Origin of the sequence: Paraflavitalea devenefica (assembly GCF_011759375.1) — a bacterium.
GTDB lineage: Bacteria > Bacteroidota > Bacteroidia > Chitinophagales > Chitinophagaceae > Paraflavitalea > Paraflavitalea devenefica.
In genome coordinates, this window is the sequence record NZ_JAARML010000002.1 from 1,350,635 (window position 1) to 1,368,578 (window position 17,944).

Consider the following 17,944-nt stretch of genomic DNA (forward strand, 5'->3'; position numbering starts at 1 on the left):
AAGGCATATAGACCTTCAACTCCCTTTCAGGCATTCTTCCAGTATCCTTAACACCTGTTCCGCATAATCCACCTGCACGGCCGGGGCGGCCCCTTTATCGGAGGTGATCTTTTCCAGGGTAAGTACTTCACCCCGGTAAGTAACGGCTACAAAGGCAAAGATATCATGCACGTTCTTCTCCGGCAACGGAGCGGCGTAGCCGGTAATGGCAATCCCATAATCGCTCCGGAAAAGCTGTTGTACGCCCAGGCTCATCTGGAAAGCTACCTTGGCCGAAACTCCGTTGCTTTGCAGGGCCTCGATGGGGTCTATCTGCAGGTGTTTACATTGCTGGCCGATATTGTATACGGTAATACCACCCTGGAAAAAGAAGGTGGCTTCATCAGCGGAAGAGAGGATGGCCTGTACATAACCGGCTGTTACACTCTCGGCCACCGCCAGTGTTTCATGGCGTTCTTTCAGGAGGGCGCGGATCGTGTTGGCTTTATTCTCAAATAGCATAATCGTGGATGGAGGATAACTACTCACTACTCACTTCTTTCCCTTCACTCCCTATCTTGTGGAACCACCAGGCAATCTGCTGGCATTCCGTAAAAGTGGCCGGTTTTGTAATATAAGCGGCGGCGCCGATCTCTTTACACCGGGTCCGCTCTGCATCATTAATAGAAGTGGAATAAATAATCACGGGAATATCGTGGTACAAGGGATGTTGCTTCAGGTAGGTGAGGGCTTCCCGGCCATTCATACGTGGCATATTCAGGTCCATCACGATCAGGGCCGGCAGCTCTCCGGGAGGAAGCTGGTCCAGGAATTCAATAGCCGATTCGCCATTATCAGCAAACCGCAGTGCATTACCAATACCGTTATCACTGAAAGCTTCCTGCATCAGGAGTTGGTCCTCTGAATCATCATCCACCAATAAGATCGTCTTTGCTACCATATCGTTTGGATTATCAGGTATCATAGGCATCAAAGCGTATAGGCATCAAGGCAAAAAGGCATGCAGGCAACGAGTTGGAAAACAGGAGTCGGCGACAATAAAGGCCTCGTTGCCCTAGTGCCTCGTTGCCTTGTCTTCCTAAAAAACAATGCCCGTTCGCATTACCCATTCCCCACCGATTCCGGTATGTCCCTGTATGTATACAATTCCCACCACAGGCAGTGACCAGGAGTCAAAAGGCCTATGGAAATTTTTCCCCAAAATGGGTATTTATTCCCCCAGGATACCTGGTTTTGTTTAATCATTCCCGGGTATAGCGGGCTGAAAGTCAATACAGATGCCAGCTCATTTTTATAGGTAAAACTGGCATGATTTATTATTTGATATACCGTTTATTATCACTTCTTACACCAAACTATTTGTATGACCCGCCCAAAAACTAAGTCCACTAAGTCTTCGGACGGTAACAGAGCTGTCATAACCAATGCAAACGGAATACCCCCTGCCAAGCGAGGCGCCAAAGCCAAAAAAGGAGCGCCTGACAATATCGGTTATGATGATGCCCGGGCGCAGCAGGGGGCCGGTCAGCTCGATCTTCGCGAATTGTTGCACGTGCTCACCGAAGTGAAGAATGGGAATTTCGACGTGCGTATGCCCATTGATGAAACAGGCCTCAGCGGAAAGATCTGTGATACCCTCAATGATATCATTTCCCTCAATGAAAAAATGATGCAGGAATTTACCCGCGCCGGTAATACCATCGGCAAGCAGGGTAAGCTCACCCAGCGTATAGGAGTGCCCGATGCCAAAGGGGCCTGGGGTACAGGGGTGGAATCGCTCAATGCACTCATTTCCGACCTGGTGCACCCTACCATTGAAATCGCCCATGTGATCAGTCTCGTGGCCAAAGGCAACCTGTCGCAGGAAATGCCCCTCGAGATCGGCGGTCACCCGCTGCAGGGGGAATTTGCCCGTATTGCCAAAGAGGTGAACGACATGGTGAAGCAGCTCAACCTCTTCTCCGTGGAAGTAACGCGGGTAGCGCGGGAAGTAAGTAATGAAGGAAAGCTGGGCGGACAGGCCAAGGTAAAAGGTGTGGCCGGTGTGTGGAAAGACCTGACAGATTCCGTGAACCAAATGGGTAGTAACCTCACCGAACAGGTGCGCAATATTGCGGAGGTGACCACGGCGGTGGCCAAGGGCGACCTCTCCAAAAAGATCACGGTGGACGTAAAGGGGGAGATCCTGGAATTGAAGAATACGATCAATACGATGGTGGACCAGCTTAACTCTTTCTCTTCCGAAGTAACGCGGGTGGCGCTGGAAGTAGGTACGGAAGGAAAGCTGGGCGGTCAGGCGCAGGTAAAAGGCGTGGCCGGCACCTGGAAAGACCTTACTGACTCGGTGAACCAGATGGCCTCCAACCTCACCGGCCAGGTGCGCAATATCGCGGAAGTAACTACTGCCGTGGCCAAGGGCGACCTTTCCCGGCAGATCACGGTGGACGTAAAAGGAGAGATCCTGGAATTGAAGAATACGATCAATACGATGGTGGACCAGCTCAACTCTTTCTCTTCCGAAGTAACGCGGGTGGCACTGGAAGTAGGTACGGAAGGAAAGCTGGGCGGTCAGGCACAGGTAAAAGGCGTAGCCGGTACCTGGAAAGACCTTACCGATTCTGTAAACGGGATGGCCTCCAACCTTACCGGCCAGGTGCGTAATATTGCGGAGGTGACCACCGCGGTGGCCAAGGGTGACCTGAGCCGTAAGATCACGGTGGACGTAAAAGGGGAGATCCTCGAATTGAAGAATACGATCAATACGATGGTGGACCAGTTGAACGCCTTTGGATCGGAAGTAACGCGGGTGGCGCGGGAAGTGGGCTCAGAAGGTAAACTGGGTGGACAGGCGCAGGTGCCTGGTGTGGCTGGTACCTGGAAAGATCTTACCGACTCCGTGAATATCATGGCCGGCAACCTTACCTCGCAGGTGCGCAATATTGCTGAGGTGACCACGGCCGTGGCTACCGGCGACTTGTCGCGTAAGATCGATGTGGATGTACGGGGTGAGATCCTCGAATTGAAGAATACGATCAATACGATGGTGGACCAGTTGCGCGGTTTCGCTTCCGAAGTAACGCGGGTGGCGCGGGAAGTAGGATCGGAAGGAAAACTGGGCGGACAGGCTACGGTAGAAGGGGTAGGTGGTGTGTGGAAGGACCTGACCGACTCCGTGAATGGAATGGCTTCCAACCTCACCGGCCAGGTGCGTAATATTGCGGAGGTGACCACCGCGGTGGCCAAGGGTGACCTTAGCCGTAAGATCACAGTGGACGTAAAAGGAGAGATCCTCGAATTGAAGAATACGATCAATACGATGGTGGACCAGTTGAACGCCTTCGGATCGGAAGTAACGCGGGTGGCGCGGGAAGTAGGTTCCGAAGGGAAGTTGGGCGGACAGGCCGATGTACCCGGCGTAGCCGGTACCTGGAAAGACCTGACCGACTCTGTCAATAAAATGGCTTCCAACCTTACCTCGCAGGTGCGTAATATCGCGGAGGTGACTACCGCGGTGGCGAATGGTGACTTATCGCGTAAGATCGGTGTGGACGTAAAAGGGGAGATCCTGGAGTTGAAGAACACGATCAACACGATGGTGGACCAGCTCCGTGGTTTCGCTTCCGAAGTAACACGGGTGGCGCGTGAGGTGGGTACCGAAGGTAAGCTGGGTGGCCAGGCCAATGTGCCTGGTGTGGCCGGTACCTGGAAAGACCTTACCGACTCTGTGAACCAGATGGCCGGTAACCTCACTGCCCAGGTGCGTAATATTGCCGAAGTGGCCATCGCCGTGGCGAATGGGGATATGTCGAAAAAGATCACGGTAGACGTACGCGGTGAGATCCTGCAGTTGAAAGAAACCCTGAATACGATGGTGGACCAGTTGCGCGCCTTCGCTTCTGAAGTAACGCGGGTGGCGCGTGAGGTGGGTACCGATGGTAAACTGGGTGGACAGGCATTCGTACCCGGTGTGGCCGGTACCTGGAAGGATCTGACCGACTCTGTAAACCAGATGACGGGTAACCTGACCGCCCAGGTGCGTAATATCGCTGAAGTAACGAAGGCGGTGGCGAGTGGTGACTTGTCTAAAACAGTACAGATTGACGTAAAGGGGGAGATCCTCGACCTGAAGAATACGATCAATACGATGGTGGAACAGCTCAACTCTTTCGCCTTCGAGGTAACCCGGGTGGCGCGGGAAGTAGGTACGGAAGGTAAACTGGGTGGCCAGGCCGAAGTACGCGGTGTGGCCGGTACGTGGAAAGACCTTACCGACTCCGTAAACATGATGGCCTCCAACCTCACCAACCAGGTGCGCGGTATTGCCAAGGTGGTAACAGCCGTGGCAACCGGTAACCTGAAACAGAAACTCTCTATCGTATCGCGCGGTGAGGTAGCGCAGTTGACCGATACCATCAACGAGATGATTGATACCCTCGCGGTATTTGGCGACCAGGTAACCACGGTGGCCCGTGAGGTGGGTGTAGAAGGACGGCTGGGTGGCCAGGCCAGTGTACCCGGCGCCTCTGGTATCTGGAAAAACCTCACGGAGAATGTGAACCAGTTGGCCCAGAACCTCACCACACAGGTGCGTTCTATCTCGGAAGTGGCTTCTGCGGTAACGAAAGGCGACCTTACGCGTACCATCAGGGTAGAAGCGAAAGGAGAGGTGGAAGCCCTGAAAGATACCATCAACCAGATGATCAGCAACCTGAAGCAAACTACTTTGCGCAACCAGGAACAGGACTGGTTAAAGTCCAACCTGGCCAAGTTCGGGCAAATGCTGCAGGGACAAAAAGACCTCAAGACGGTAACACAGCGTATCCTCTCCGAGCTGGCACAGGTGGTGACAGCGCACTATGGCGCCTTCTATATTTTAAAGCAGGAAGAAGACGCACAAAATGTGAAGCTGAGCCTCTTTGCGGCTTATGGGTATAAATCGGATAAAAATATTCCTACGGAATTTGCCATTGGTGAAAGCCTGGTAGGGCAGGTGGCCTTTGAGAAAGAAAGGATCATCCTCTCCAATGTGCCGGGCAACTATATTAAGATCAGTTCGGGGTTGGGCAAGGCGCGGCCGGCCAACCTCATCATCCTGCCGGTATTGTTCGAGAACAATGTGAAAGCGGTTATTGAGCTGGCCTCTCTCGATGTGTTCAGTGAAACGCACCTCGACTTCTTAAGCCAGCTCACAGAAAGTATCGGTATCGTATTGAACACCATTGAAGCGAATACCCGTACAGAAGAGTTGCTGACGCAATCCCAGTCACTGGCGGGTGAGCTCAAAATACAACAGGAAGAGTTGCGCCGTACCAACGATGAATTGCAGGATAAAGCCCTGCTGCTGGTAAAACAAAAGAACGAAGTGGAAGCCAAGAACAAAGAGGTGGAGGAAGCCCGCCGTTCGCTGGAAGAAAAAGCGGAACAGCTTACCCTCACCTCCAAATACAAATCCGAGTTCCTGGCCAATATGTCGCACGAGTTGCGTACGCCGCTCAACAGCTTGCTCATCCTGGCGCAGCAGCTTTATGAAAATGCAGAAGGTAACCTTTCCGATAAGCAGATACGCTATGCCAAGACCATCCACTCCTGTGGGGATGACCTGATACAATTGATCAATGATATCCTCGACCTGTCCAAGATCGAGTCTGGTTTCATCACCGCCAATTTCGGCGCGGTCCGCTTTACCGAGATTGCTTCCTTTGTGGAAACGACCTTCAAGCCGATCTCGGAAGCAAGGCATTTACGCTTTACCATCGAAACAGATCCGGCGCTGCCCGACTTCATGGAAACCGACCTGCAGCGCCTCAACCAGATATTGAAGAACCTGCTCTCCAACTCCTTTAAGTTTACAGAGAAAGGGGAAGTAAAACTGCGCATCTATGAGGCCAGGCGCAACTGGAAGCCGGGAACGCACAGCCTCGACAATGCCCATAAGGTAGTAGCTTTTGCCATCACCGATACCGGTATTGGTATTCCGCAGGAAAAGCAGAACATCATTTTCGAGGCCTTCCAGCAGGCAGAGGGTTCTACCAGCCGTAAATACGGTGGTACGGGTCTGGGCTTATCCATCAGCCGTGGCCTGGCCGAACTGCTGGGTGGCACCATCGAACTGGAAAGCCAGCCTTCCTTCGGCAGTACCTTTACTTTGTTCCTGCCGGTAGAGGCCCTGGGAGAAATGCTGCCCAAAGACGATAACCTCTCTGCTTACCGCCAGTTCCAGTTGGGTGGCGATAGCGGCGAAATTGATACCCTCATTAATTCCATCCGTGCTACCTCCGAAACCAAGGAGGTGCAGGGCATGCATGGTATGGTGAATGAAATGCTCAACGAGGCCGGCGACGACAGGAATGCCATACAGCCCAATGATAAGGTCATACTCATTGTGGAAGACGACCTGCGTTTTGGCAAGATCATTATTGACAAAGCCCATGAGCTGGGTCTCAAGGCCATCGTGGCCACCAACTATATAGAAGTGTTTGACTTCATCAACCGCTTCCTGCCCATTGCCATCACCCTCGATGTGAAACTGCCCGATACCAGCGGCTGGAAGGTGCTGGACCTGCTGCGCAATGACCTCAACTACCGCCATATTCCTATCCACCTCATTTCCGGGGAAGAGAACAAGGAGCTGGCATTGAAACGGGGCGCCCGCAGTTTCCTGCTTAAGCCGCTCGACAATGAAGCCCTCAATGAGTTATTTAACGATATCATGGGCTTCAATAGCAAGCAGGTGAAAAAAGTGCTGGTAGTGGAAGACAATGAAATTGACGCCTCACAGATCGTCAAGATCCTGCAGGCCGATAACATGGACATTACCCTGGCCGATACGGGGAATAAAGCGGTCAAGGAGATCAACAGTGAGGAGAGCGATTTTGATTGTATCATCCTAGATTATACATTGCCCGATATTTCGGGTACGGATATTGTGAACAAAGTAGCGGAATCCAAAAGCAAGCTCACGCCGGTCATCATCTATTCGGGGAGAGACTTTGGTAAAAAAGAGTTGCAGCACCTGAACCGTACCTCCAATTCCATCATCCTGAAAGGGGTGAATTCCCTGGAGCACCTGCTGGAAGAAACCGTCCTGCATTTGCATATCAACCACAAGGACCTGCCGCAGGATAAGAAAAAGGTCATTGAGAATATACGGATGAAAGAAGACATCCTCACCGGGAAGAACATCCTGGTAGTGGATGATGATGTAAGAAACCTGTTTGCGCTTACTACCGTATTCGAAAGGTACAATATCAACGTGATCACGGCCGAGAGCGGCAAAGATGCCATCAACATCATCCGTGATGAAAGTCCGAAGATTGACATGGTGCTGATGGATATTATGATGCCCGAAATGGATGGTTATGAAACTACCCAAAAGATCAGGCGCGAGCACAAGAACAGTACCTTGCCCATCATCGCTGTAACGGCCAAGGCCATGAAGGGCGACCGCCAGAAATGTATTGAGGCCGGCGCCAGTGATTACATCACCAAGCCGTTGAAGATAGATCAACTGTTGTCACTGATGAGGGTGTGGTTTTATAAGTAAAAGCGAGTGGTAAGTGGCGAGTAGCGAGTGCCCCACTAGCCACTAGCTATTCACCACTAGCTTCTTCCGAAATACTAAATTCTAAATTCGAAATTGACTACAAATGCAGCAAAAGATCTTATTGGTAGACGACCGGGAAGATAATTTGCTTTCGATGGAGGCCATATTGGAGCCGGACGGTTATCAGTTCGTGCGGGCCAACTCGGGACGTCATGCCCTGAAGATCCTGCTTACGGAGTTCGACTTTGCCCTCATTCTGATGGATGTGAAAATGCCCAACCTCAGCGGTTTTGAAACAGCGGCACTCATTTATGAACGGGAGAAGCTGCGGCATATACCCATCATCTTCATTACGGCCAACAATTACGGGGAGGAAAACATCTTCAAGGGATACCGCACGGGCGCCGTGGACTATATTTATAAGCCCATCAATCCCGAATTGTTGCGGGCCAAGGTAGGTGTGTTCATAGACCTGTACCAGAAGAACCGGCGCCTGCTCATCCAGGAACAAAAGCTCAAGGCTATCAACAAAAGCCTGGAAAATGAGATCAGTGAGCGCAAGGCATCGGAGGAAAAGGTGAGACAGCTTAACAACCAGTTGCTCGGCAATATCACCCTGCTGGAATCGGCCAACCGCGACCTGGACCGCTTTGCCTTCATGGCCTCGCACGACCTGCAGGAGCCTTTGCGCAAGATCCGCACTTTCAGCGACCTGTTGTCTTCCAAATACAAGGACAGCCTCGATGAAGATGCCGGCTCTTATATAGTTCGCATACAAAGTGCCGCCGCCCGCATGCAGGCGCTCATTAAAGATATCCTCGCCTTCTCCAAGCTGACCGGTGAAAAAGACAATTTCGAATTTACCGACCTCAATATTTTGCTGGAAGAAGCCCTGGCCGACCTGGAAGTAACCATCCGGGAAAAGAGTGCCCATATCAGTGTGGCAGAACCCTTGCCTGCACTGGAAGTAAATCCCGGTCTTATCAGACCCTTGTTCTTTAACCTCATCAGCAATGCGCTTAAATACAGTAAAAAAGAGGTAGCGCCGTTGATCAGCATCCGGTATGAGCTTAGTGGCGTGCAATTGGCCAGCAACAGGGAGAACATTACCAAATACTGCCGCATCTATATTGAAGACAATGGGATCGGGTTTGACCAGGTCTATGCCGAGCAGGTCTTTGAAATGTTCCGCCGCCTGCATGTGAGCAGTGCCTTTGAAGGTACAGGCATTGGCCTGGCCCTCTGCAAAAAGATAGTGGAAAAGCACCACGGGTCCATCACCGCCCACAGCAAGGCCAATGAAGGCACCACTTTTATTATTAACCTTCCCGTTTACCAGCCTATAAAAGTGGAAGCGTAATTGTGAAGAGGCTAGTGGTGAGTAGCGAGTAGCTAGTGGGGCCTGAAGTGCAGCAAGCTGATGACCTGGTAGCAAGCTGATCTAACAGCCCACTCGCCACTTGCCATTTACTACTAGCTTGCTTTTATTATATTGGCTACAATCTTATCAATCGGGAGTGTAATCTCTTCTGCAGAAAACTTATCCCAATCAATAAACCGGAAGGTCTCCGTTTCACCGGTACGCTTGTATACTTCCAGTTGTTGTTCATCAAAATCGAAGGGCTTTATACGAAGGGGCGCCCTGATCGGCTCCACGGCATGGGCGAAATAATAAATAGCAATGATCTGCTGGTCGGGTGTGAAAGCGCTCATCTGGAAAAAGTCGGTGGTATAAATATGGTCCCCGATGCGTACTTCCAGGTCCATCTCTTCCTTGAATTCCCGTTTCAGGCAATCGCGGGTGCCTTCTCCAAATTCCAGTCCGCCACCGGGAAACTTCGTATAATAACCGCCACGGATGTATTCGTCGCTTACCAATACCTGTTTGTTGTCCCCGAGAAGAATGCCGTATACTCTTACATTAAACATGATGATAATTTAAGTGGTCCAATGTTAACTTTTTTCCTGCCTGCGCAACGGTTTTAAATAGTTGCTTGTCAGTCAAGGCAAACCCGTCTTTTTATGAAGCAATTTTTCATACTCACTGCTACCCTGGCCTGTCTTACCCTGGCAAGCTGTTCCAAAGATAATGATCAGCCCGAAAAATTACCGGCTAACATCAGTAAGCTGATAGATGAGAGCAATTGTGTATGTCTGCCTTATGTTAACCTGTATACCTGGAATAATCAACAAGTGTATGTGCTGGCCTTTAAAGGACCTGCCTGTGATTGGACGCCTGGCTATTTCAATAGTCAGGGACAGACCATTCAAATGGCGCAGGACTATAGCTTCACCGACTTCCTGGAGGACAGCAAACTGGTGAAAAATGTGTGGTCTTGTGAGGAAGAGGCTGAAAAATAACCTGAACTCAAAATATCTTCTTCTTTAAAAAGAACCACCCGATCACGAGAGAGATGACAAGTGACAGGAATACCGGTATGTAAAACGCATACGGTGAATCCTTATAAGGGATGGGCACATTCATACCATAAATACTGGCTACCAGTACAGGGAAGGTCAATACGATGGTGATCACCGACAAGCGCCTCAACACCTCATTCTGGTTATTGGCAATAATACTGGCAAAAGCATCCAGGGTACTGCTCAGGATGTTGGTATAAATATTGGCCATTTCAAGCGCCTGGGAGTTGTCTACGATCAGGTCACCCAGGAATTCCTTTTCATCTTCATTCAGGCCCAGGAAATTGGTACGTTCGATCTTCATCAGCAGCATCTCATTCGAGCGGAGGGCGGTCACGAAATACACCAGGCTCTTCTGGATGCGCATCAGTTGCAGCAGTTCTTCATTCCGGTTGGCGGCGTACAGCTTCTGCTCCACAATATTGCGGCGGTGATTGATCTCCTTCAGCGATTCCATATACGTCTGGATGATCTTCTCAAAGATCTTCAGGGCCATCATCTTCCGGTTGTCCGGGTGGCGGTTCTGAAAAGTGTGCAGGAATTTCTTGATCGCGCCGTTATCGAAGGAGTTGACTGTAACGATCTGGTTGTGGGTAAGGATAATAACGATCGGGATGGTGATGTACAGGGCATCACTCGCGTTAAAAGAGTTATTCTCTGTAGGCGTTTTAATGACCACCAGCTTCACATTATCATCCTCCTCAAAGCGGCTTCTTTCGTCAATATCCAGGGAGTCTGTTAAAAAGTCGAGGGGAATGTCCAGGCCGTCCGACAGGTCGGAGAACTCTTCCTGCTTGAGGGGAGGCAATACATTCACCCAGGAGCCATTCTCTGGTTTGTCGATGGCTACCGTCTGATGGTTGATATTTTTGAAGTACTGGATCATTTGGCCGGCGCAAAGGTAGGGGAAAACGGGCCGATAATCTATTGGATTCTCTTCTTCACAATGGCCAAATGATGCTCTGTGTGGTAAATGGTAAAATAACAAAGCTCCCGCAAAGTGATCTTTCCCAATAAAGGATGTTTCACTATGTATTTATCCAATTGTTCATCCTTCCAGTTCTTGCGGAGGGCCTGCAGGTAAATGGTGGTGAATTGCCGCCAGTTATTGATCATTTCGTCCTTATTGGCGTTGGGTTTCATGTGTTTGGGTACATAACGACCCTGGGCTTTGCCGCCGGCGGCCAGTTTCTGCCGGTATTTTTCTACCAGGGCAGGGTAGGTGCGCGAGGGGCGGTTGGGCTTCCCCCCGATCAGGCGTACGAGAAATTTGGGCAGGGCATACGCTGCCGTGGTGGTTTTCGTGGAGATCACCAGGTGCTGCAGGTTTTGGGCAATAGACCATTTGTCGGACGACGGTTCAATAAAGAACAGGTCGGCAGGCACGGCCTGGCAAAAGGTGGTAAACCGGTGAAAGGACTTTTCCGATTCGTGCAGGATCTCTTCTATGGTAAGTGTAGTGGGTAGGCTCATGGTTATAGTTCGATCCCTCCCTCAAACACTTTTTCTGCGGGACCGCACAACCATACATTATTATAGGTGTCGTCATCAATACGATCGTATTCCACGCTCAGCTTGCCGCCGCGCGTGAGCACGGTGACATCATTAAAGCCGCGCTCATTGTGGTAGCATACGAGCGCGCTGGCGGTAACGCCGGTGCCGCAGGAAAGGGTTTCATCTTCCACACCACGCTCATAGGTGCGTACGATAATTTCATCTTCCTTTTTCTGCTCCACAAAGTTTACATTGATGCCTTCTTTGGCAAAGCTGTTATTATAGCGGATGTCCATACCTTTTTTATATACATCAAAAGCCATTACATCCGTTACCATCTTTACATAGTGGGGGGAGCCGGTATCGAGGATAAAATCGCCGTGCGACTCACGGATGCCGTTCACGTCTTTCATCTTCAGGCTTACAGTACCATCGTCATCGATCTCTGCCTCGTGGTCGCCATCTACTGCGATGAAATGGTACAGGTTCTTCTTAATGCCCTGGTGCCAGGCAAACTTTACCAGGCAGCGGCCGCCATTGCCGCACATGGTGCTCTCCCGGCCGTCGGCATTGTAATACTTCATCTCAAAATCATAGCCGGGTTTCGCATTCAGCAGCATCAGGCCGTCTGCGCCAATCCCAAAGCGGCGATCGCACAGAAAACGAATCTGCTCGGTATTCAGTTCGTTGTATTGCTCTTTCCGATTATCCAGTATCACAAAATCATTCCCTGTGCCCTGGTATTTGTAAAAATTCAGTTTCATGGAGTATGTGTCTTCTACGGTTTTACTTGATTCACTCGCTCTTTATCTTCTCCGCAGTGTCTCCCGAAGGGGACGCTGCGGCTTTTGTCAGCCCCGGCTTCACGCCTCAAAATTAATAACAATCACACAACTATTATAACCCGCTTACCACTTCTAATGTTTTCACAATTAATTGCTGCACAGCCGCGCTGCCATCCTTTGAGAATTCCTTAACAACCCGGTTGGCTACAATCGTGCTCAGGGAAAGGCAATGATGCCCCAGCATCTTGCCCAGTCCATAGATACCCGAGGTTTCCATCTCAAAATTCGTAATACGATGCTGGCCAAAGCTGAATTCCGTCAGCCGGTCAATCAGGCCGGGATTGCTCAGTCCCAGGCGCAGGACCCGGCCCTGCGGGCCATAAAACCCCGGACAGGTAACTGTAATACCGGGATAAAAGCCATCGCCGGCAAAGTGTTTCATCAGGGAGGCGCTGGCGGCGCTGATATAAGGCTGGGAAATGCCGCTGTTGAGCTGGGTCTGGGTCACAAAAGCCTGTAAAAGCTGTTTTTCCCCGTCATTTTCTTCATGGCGGTAAAAATTCAGCAGGTTGTCAATGCCCAGTCCATGGGTGGATACCACGTAACTGTCTACGGGAATATCCGCCTGCAGAGCGCCGGAAGTGCCCACCCGTATAATATTCAGGAGTGTATGTTCCGGTTTGATCGTCCGGCTCTCCAGATCAATATTCACGAGGGCATCCAGCTCATTCAGCACAATATCTATATTATCCGGACCAATACCGGTAGACACTACCGACACCCTTTTTTGCCCGATATAGCCGGTATGGGTCACAAATTCCCGGTGCTGGCGCTGGTATTCTACCCGGTCAAAATGCCGGCTCACCAGGGCTACCCGGTCCGGATCGCCAACGGTAATAATGGTGTGGGCAAGCTCTTCTGGACGTAGATCAAGGTGGTAAATAGCTCCGCGATGGTTGATAATCAGTTCCGACTCCGGGATACGTTGCATAAAAAGTGTTGCTGATAGTTGCCAAATATCCGACAAATATCCTACTTTTGCACACCCCATTCAACGGCGCCTCCCGGCGTTCCGGAAAAAAGGGGAAAACAAGGTCCTGTGGCCGAGCGGCTAGGCAGAGCTCTGCAAAAGCTCCTACACCAGTTCAAATCTGGTCGGGACCTCCGAATAAGAAAACCCGCTGTTAAGCGGGTTTTTGTATTTTATCACCTCCTGTATCTTTGTTGTATGGTTCCGTGGCCGGGTGGGCCAGGCAGGGGGCTACAGCAGGTTCTTTTGCCTGAGCAGGCTGAAAAAAGCCTCCCGGTAAGTATCTCCCACGGGTATATTTCTGCCCCTGACCAATACCTGGTTGCGTTCTATCGACTCAATCTTGTCGAAAGCAACCAGGAACGATTTATGTACCCTGACAAAGCGGCCTGGCGGCAATACTTCTGCTGTCCTTTTGAAGGTTTGCAAAGCAATTGTTTTCCCCTGCAGTGTATGGATGGCAATGTATTCTTTCAGTCCTTCAATATAGAGAATGTCGGGGATAGCAACCTTAATGATCTTATGGCCTGATTTAACGAACAATATTTCTTCCGGTGCTGACCGGGTGGCGACTTCCGGTATGCCTGGTCTGTTTTCCAATGCAATGAGTTCACGGGCTTTTCCCGCCGATTTTAAAAAGCGTTCAAAGGACACCGGTTTTAATAAATAGTCCACTACTTCCAACTCAAAACCTTGTATGGCATATTGCGGATAAGCCGTTGTAAAGATTACTTTACTCTTCTTATTTAACAATTGGGTAAACTGTACGCCATTCAGTTCTGCCATCTGGATGTCCAGGAAAATAAGCTGTGGTGGCTGTTGCGTAGCCAGGGCCAGCGCTTCCAACGGATTGGTAAAAGCGCCTGCCAGTTCGAGGAAGGGCGTTTTACGGATATAGTCTTCCAACAGTTCCAGCGGCAGGGGTTCATCATCCACGATCATACAACGGATCCGTTCCATATCAATGTAGTTGCAAGGTTAAATGTACACAATAATGTGTGCCGTTCTGTTCAATGGTAAAACCTGAAGCAGGAGGATATAACAGGGCTATCCTTCGTTTTACATTGGCCAGTCCAATACCGCTAGTCGCATCCTTCAGGTGATCATTGATCCTGTTGCGGGTATGGAATGATAATTGCCCGTTGTCAATTTGCAGCCTGATCATGGCCGGATCTTCTTCATTGTTCAGTACCCCATGCTTGAATATATTTTCCACAAAAGGTATCAGTACCAGGGGTGGTATGGTGCAGGCGCCCGTGTTGCCTGTAACTGTATATTCCAGCGCCATCCGGTCCTTCATGCGTAGTTGCTGCAAAGCAATCAACTGGTCGATATAGTCCAGTTCTTTCTGCAATGCCACCCGCTCCACATTGCTTTCATATAACATGTACTGCATCATGCCAGAGAGCCGCATTACTGCATCCGCCGTTTTATCCGATTGTTGGTAAGCAAGCGTATAAATATTGTTAAGGGTGTTGAATAAAAAATGGGGATTGATCTGGGAGCGCAAAAATGCCAGTTCTGTTCTCAGGTGTTGGTTTTCCTGTTGTTCCCGCATTCTTGCACTACGAAACCAATCTACTGTAAACTTATAAACCGTACTGGCGAGCAAAAAGTAGCCGGTAAAGATGACGCTCCTGGTAAAGGTGTTCAGCAGGGTAAGCCATGGGGGCTGGTATTGGTAAACATTAAACAGGTAATTGACCAGCAGGAATAAGGCTGTATACAAAATAATCAGGATCAGCCAGCTCAGCAATAAATGAGCGATCCGGCGTTTTTTCACCCACCAGGGAAAAATGACCAGGAGATTGAGGTAAAACGAGCCCATGTAAAGAAAATAGGCAGTGGTTACATAAGGTATCGGTTGCTTTATTCCAAACCTGATAAGTGGTATCAGCACCAGGGCCAGTATGATCAGCCAACCCACGATGTGTATCATTACCAATGCTATCCTCTTCATGAATTAAAGGTAGTGAAAACGCTTTCTTCTGCGCAGGACCTATCAATGAACGTCCCTACCTGCTCTACCAAACGGGATTTTAGCGGTCATTGACCGCGGCACGCCATTGCTACTTTTGGGAGGCTGGTTGGTTGAACGCTTTTGGCATACGCATAAAAGCATTACACATTTGCCGCACAACAACAGCACCGCTATGCATCCACCTGTAGTCAGCATCCGGCACGTATCTCACCGGTTTGGAAAGCAAACCATACTTGACAATATTTCCCTTACTGTGCCTGCCGGGAGTATTTACGGATTTCTCGGCCCCAATGGCGCGGGTAAAACGACCACCCTGCGGTTATTACTGGGCTTGTTGCAAAAACAAGATGGCAGTATCCAAATCTTCGGCAAAGACATAGCCACGAACCGGCTGGAGCTGCTCCGGCGTACCGGTTCATTAATAGAGCAGCCATCCCTATACGGGCACCTGAATGCCCGGGAGAACCTGGATATTTACCGGCTTTCCTACCCTTGTGAAAAGAAGCGGATAGCGGAGGTATTGGAAATTGTGAAACTGACAGATACAGGCCGTAAGAAAGTGCGCGCTTTTTCATTGGGCATGAAGCAGCGTTTGGCCATTGCCATTGCCCTTTTGCCCGATCCTGATCTGTTGGTGCTGGATGAACCTTCCAATGGGTTGGACCCGGTGGGTATCATCGAAATGCGCAACCTGATCACAGACCTGCATACCACCCATCATAAAACGGTCATCATATCCAGTCATCTACTGGCTGAGATCGGCAAAATTGCCACTGATCTTATCATCATTCACCAGGGCAGGGTACGCTATGAAGGAAGTCTACAGGGGCTCTACCAGCTCGATCCTGCCCAAAACGATCTGGAAAATTTATTCATGCAAATTATCTCCAACCCGTTATGACACTATCATTCCTGCATAATACCAAAGCAGAATTATTAAAAACCAGCAGCACAGCTATACCCTGGCTTACCTTACTGGCAGCCGGTTTCCTGCCCGCTATCAACTGTATTATCCTGCTGGCCCGTCCGGATGTTTTAGTCAATAAGCTGCAAACTGATCCCTGGCTCATTTTTCTGCACATGAACTGGAAGAGCAATGCAGCCTTCATACTGCCCCTTTACCTTATTTTGCTGAACAATGCCATGGCGCAGATCGAATACCGGAATAATGCCTGGAAACAGGTATATGCCCTGCCACGCCGGTACACGGATATCTTCTTTTCTAAATTTATCGTCATGCTTGGTTTCCTTGCAGCTTTCTTCCTGCTTTTTCATGCCTGGATCATTGCAGGTGGTTTGGTGGCCGGATGGATCAATAAAGGATATCCATTCTCTACGCACGCTTTCCCTTTCAACGAGATGTTTATTTTATCCGCCCGTATTGGCCTGGCCGTTATGGGTGTGGCCGCTATTCAATATTGGTTAAGCCTTCGTTTCCATAATTATATCATTCCCCTTGGCATTGGGATTGGCCTGCTCATACTAGGACTGGTATTAATGGATTGGGATAAGAGTATTTACTTTCCGTATGTGTACCCCATTTTTATGTTTTATACCGGTTTGCCGGAGCGCCATGGAACGCTGTCCCTTTTGTTATGGAATTCAGGCATTGCCTTTGTGGTGGCCATCCTGGCCGGTTGGTGTGATATGTATAACAAAAAAGAAAAAGGATAGCCCGGGTATATTATTTTTACTTCATGGAACGGTCGAAAACTATGATCCCTTATTATACTGAGATCAATGATTTCCTGGCGTCTATCTCCTGGCCAGGAAAAACAACGAACCCGGATTTTTACTGCCTGCGTTTACAGCCATCAGATGAACCCGTACAGATATACAGGCCTCCCTTTAAAAGGTCCTTTTATTTCTTTTCGTTGTTAATTAACTCGGGGAAGATCGAAATTAATTATGGTGATGAAACGGTGAATGATCCCGAGTCGTACCTGGTTTTTCATTCCCCCAACCTGGTGTACAGTTTCTCCCACAATAACGCCCTGGAGGGCTATGTGATCTACTTTAAATCGGAATGCTTCTCTTATTTTAAACCGGATTTTCACACCGAATTCCCCTTATTCAACCTGCTGCACACCAATTTATTTAAGCTGGACCGTGCCACCTTCCAAAAGCTGGCGCCCCATTTTGAAGAAGTATTTGCAGCGTATGAAAGATCGGCCAAAGACCAGCATATCGAGGCGCGTGTTAAATTACTGGGCCTGTTGTATTATTTGAAAGACTTTTCCCTGGAAAGAAAGAAGGAGATACGGTTGGCCACCCCGCAGCAAATTCTACTAAGGAAATATGTTCAACTGGTCAATAACCACTATATCGATAAAAGGACCGTACAGGAATATGCGGACCTGCTCTCTGTAACGGCCAATTACCTTTCCCAGTCGGTCAAGGCTGTTTCCGGTAAGAATGCGCTCTCTTATATTGCCGAAAGGTTAGTAAGTGAGGCTAAGTCGCTCATCCGGTATACTGATTTTGAGATTGCTGAAATTGCCTACCAGTTAAACTTTTCTGACCCTGCCAACTTTGGTAAGTTCTTTAAAAAACAGGCGGGTATGTCTCCTTCGGAGTTCCGGAACCTGGGCAAGTGATCAAATTTACCGGTTTACCCAAGTTTTTGACCATTTGTTCAGGGCTGCTATATTTTACTTTGTTGCGTGAAACAAATTTTTAACCATTAACAA

The 17,944-nt window shown here is 49.5% G+C and carries 15 protein-coding genes and 1 tRNA gene; 7 read left to right on the forward strand and 9 right to left on the reverse strand.

Going from position 1 to position 17,944, the window contains the following annotated elements; translation table 11 throughout:
• Window positions 1-15: 15 nt before the first annotated feature.
• Window positions 16-528: a CinA family protein gene (locus HB364_RS14910; RefSeq protein WP_167288961.1), complete on the reverse strand. Its 513-nt coding sequence runs from the start codon at window positions 526-528 to the stop codon at window positions 16-18.
• Window positions 521-940 carry a response regulator gene (locus tag HB364_RS14915; RefSeq protein ID WP_167288963.1) on the reverse strand — a complete coding sequence of 140 codons (420 nt, stop codon included), beginning with the start codon at window positions 938-940 and terminating at the stop codon, window positions 521-523. The genes HB364_RS14910 and HB364_RS14915 overlap by 8 nt, the downstream gene beginning before the upstream one ends.
• Before the next feature lie 423 nt (window positions 941-1,363).
• Here HB364_RS14915 and HB364_RS14920 point away from each other — a divergent pair, with 423 nt between their 5' ends.
• Both HB364_RS14920 and HB364_RS14925 read left to right on the forward strand, forming a co-directional pair.
• Complete coding sequence (locus tag HB364_RS14920; RefSeq protein WP_167288965.1) at window positions 1,364-7,543, forward strand: HAMP domain-containing protein; 6,180 nt, start codon at window positions 1,364-1,366, stop codon at window positions 7,541-7,543.
• 103 nt (window positions 7,544-7,646) lie between these two features.
• The gene (locus tag HB364_RS14925) at window positions 7,647-8,903 is read left to right on the forward strand and encodes a sensor histidine kinase (protein WP_167288967.1); all 1,257 of its coding nucleotides are present in this window, start codon (window positions 7,647-7,649) and stop codon (window positions 8,901-8,903) included.
• A gap of 113 nt (window positions 8,904-9,016) precedes the next feature.
• Here the strand turns inward: HB364_RS14925 and HB364_RS14930 are convergent, their stop codons facing one another.
• Window positions 9,017-9,472 carry an NUDIX domain-containing protein gene (locus HB364_RS14930; protein WP_167288969.1) on the reverse strand — a complete coding sequence of 152 codons (456 nt, stop codon included), beginning with the start codon at window positions 9,470-9,472 and terminating at the stop codon, window positions 9,017-9,019.
• Between the two features lie 93 nt (window positions 9,473-9,565).
• Here HB364_RS14930 and HB364_RS14935 point away from each other — a divergent pair, with 93 nt between their 5' ends.
• Complete coding sequence (locus HB364_RS14935; protein WP_167288971.1) at window positions 9,566-9,904, forward strand: hypothetical protein; 339 nt, start codon at window positions 9,566-9,568, stop codon at window positions 9,902-9,904.
• A 7-nt stretch (window positions 9,905-9,911) separates the two neighbouring features.
• Here HB364_RS14935 and HB364_RS14940 read toward each other — a convergent pair whose 3' ends face one another.
• The 4 genes from HB364_RS14940 to HB364_RS14955 all read right to left on the reverse strand — a co-directional run bounded on the left by HB364_RS14940 (window position 9,912) and on the right by HB364_RS14955 (window position 13,234).
• Window positions 9,912-10,850 (reverse strand): magnesium transporter CorA family protein, encoded by a 939-nt coding sequence (locus HB364_RS14940; RefSeq protein WP_167288973.1) that lies wholly within the window; start codon window positions 10,848-10,850, stop codon window positions 9,912-9,914.
• A gap of 38 nt (window positions 10,851-10,888) precedes the next feature.
• Window positions 10,889-11,437 (reverse strand): DinB family protein, encoded by a 549-nt coding sequence (locus HB364_RS14945; RefSeq protein WP_167288975.1) that lies wholly within the window; start codon window positions 11,435-11,437, stop codon window positions 10,889-10,891.
• Between the two features lie 2 nt (window positions 11,438-11,439).
• Entirely contained in the window at window positions 11,440-12,222 is a 783-nt protein-coding gene (gene dapF / locus HB364_RS14950; RefSeq protein WP_167288977.1) for a diaminopimelate epimerase, read from the reverse strand.
• A 133-nt stretch (window positions 12,223-12,355) separates the two neighbouring features.
• Window positions 12,356-13,234 carry a nucleoside phosphorylase gene (locus HB364_RS14955; protein WP_167288979.1) on the reverse strand — a complete coding sequence of 293 codons (879 nt, stop codon included), beginning with the start codon at window positions 13,232-13,234 and terminating at the stop codon, window positions 12,356-12,358.
• A 102-nt stretch (window positions 13,235-13,336) separates the two neighbouring features.
• Here HB364_RS14955 and HB364_RS14960 point away from each other — a divergent pair.
• A tRNA-Cys gene (locus HB364_RS14960) sits at window positions 13,337-13,407 on the forward strand.
• 97 nt (window positions 13,408-13,504) lie between these two features.
• Here HB364_RS14960 and HB364_RS14965 read toward each other — a convergent pair.
• On the reverse strand, window positions 13,505-14,233 hold the full coding sequence (locus HB364_RS14965) for a LytR/AlgR family response regulator transcription factor (protein WP_167288981.1): 729 nt from the start codon (window positions 14,231-14,233) through the stop codon (window positions 13,505-13,507).
• Window position 14,234: 1 nt separating this feature from the next.
• Window positions 14,235-15,233 carry a sensor histidine kinase gene (locus HB364_RS14970; protein WP_167288983.1) on the reverse strand — a complete coding sequence of 333 codons (999 nt, stop codon included), beginning with the start codon at window positions 15,231-15,233 and terminating at the stop codon, window positions 14,235-14,237.
• Window positions 15,234-15,426: 193 nt separating this feature from the next.
• On the opposite strand from HB364_RS14970, the gene HB364_RS14975 reads away from it, so the two are divergent.
• Genes HB364_RS14975 through HB364_RS14985 form a run of 3 tightly spaced genes read left to right on the forward strand, consistent with a single transcriptional unit; the run spans window position 15,427 to window position 17,851 of the window.
• Window positions 15,427-16,155, forward strand: coding sequence for an ABC transporter ATP-binding protein (locus HB364_RS14975; protein ID WP_167288985.1), 729 nt, complete (start codon window positions 15,427-15,429; stop codon window positions 16,153-16,155).
• Entirely contained in the window at window positions 16,152-16,928 is a 777-nt protein-coding gene (locus HB364_RS14980) for an ABC transporter permease (RefSeq protein WP_167288987.1), read from the forward strand. The genes HB364_RS14975 and HB364_RS14980 overlap by 4 nt, the downstream gene beginning before the upstream one ends.
• Before the next feature lie 23 nt (window positions 16,929-16,951).
• Complete coding sequence (locus HB364_RS14985) at window positions 16,952-17,851, forward strand: helix-turn-helix domain-containing protein (RefSeq protein ID WP_167288989.1); 900 nt, start codon at window positions 16,952-16,954, stop codon at window positions 17,849-17,851.
• The last annotated feature ends 93 nt before the right edge of the window (window positions 17,852-17,944 follow it).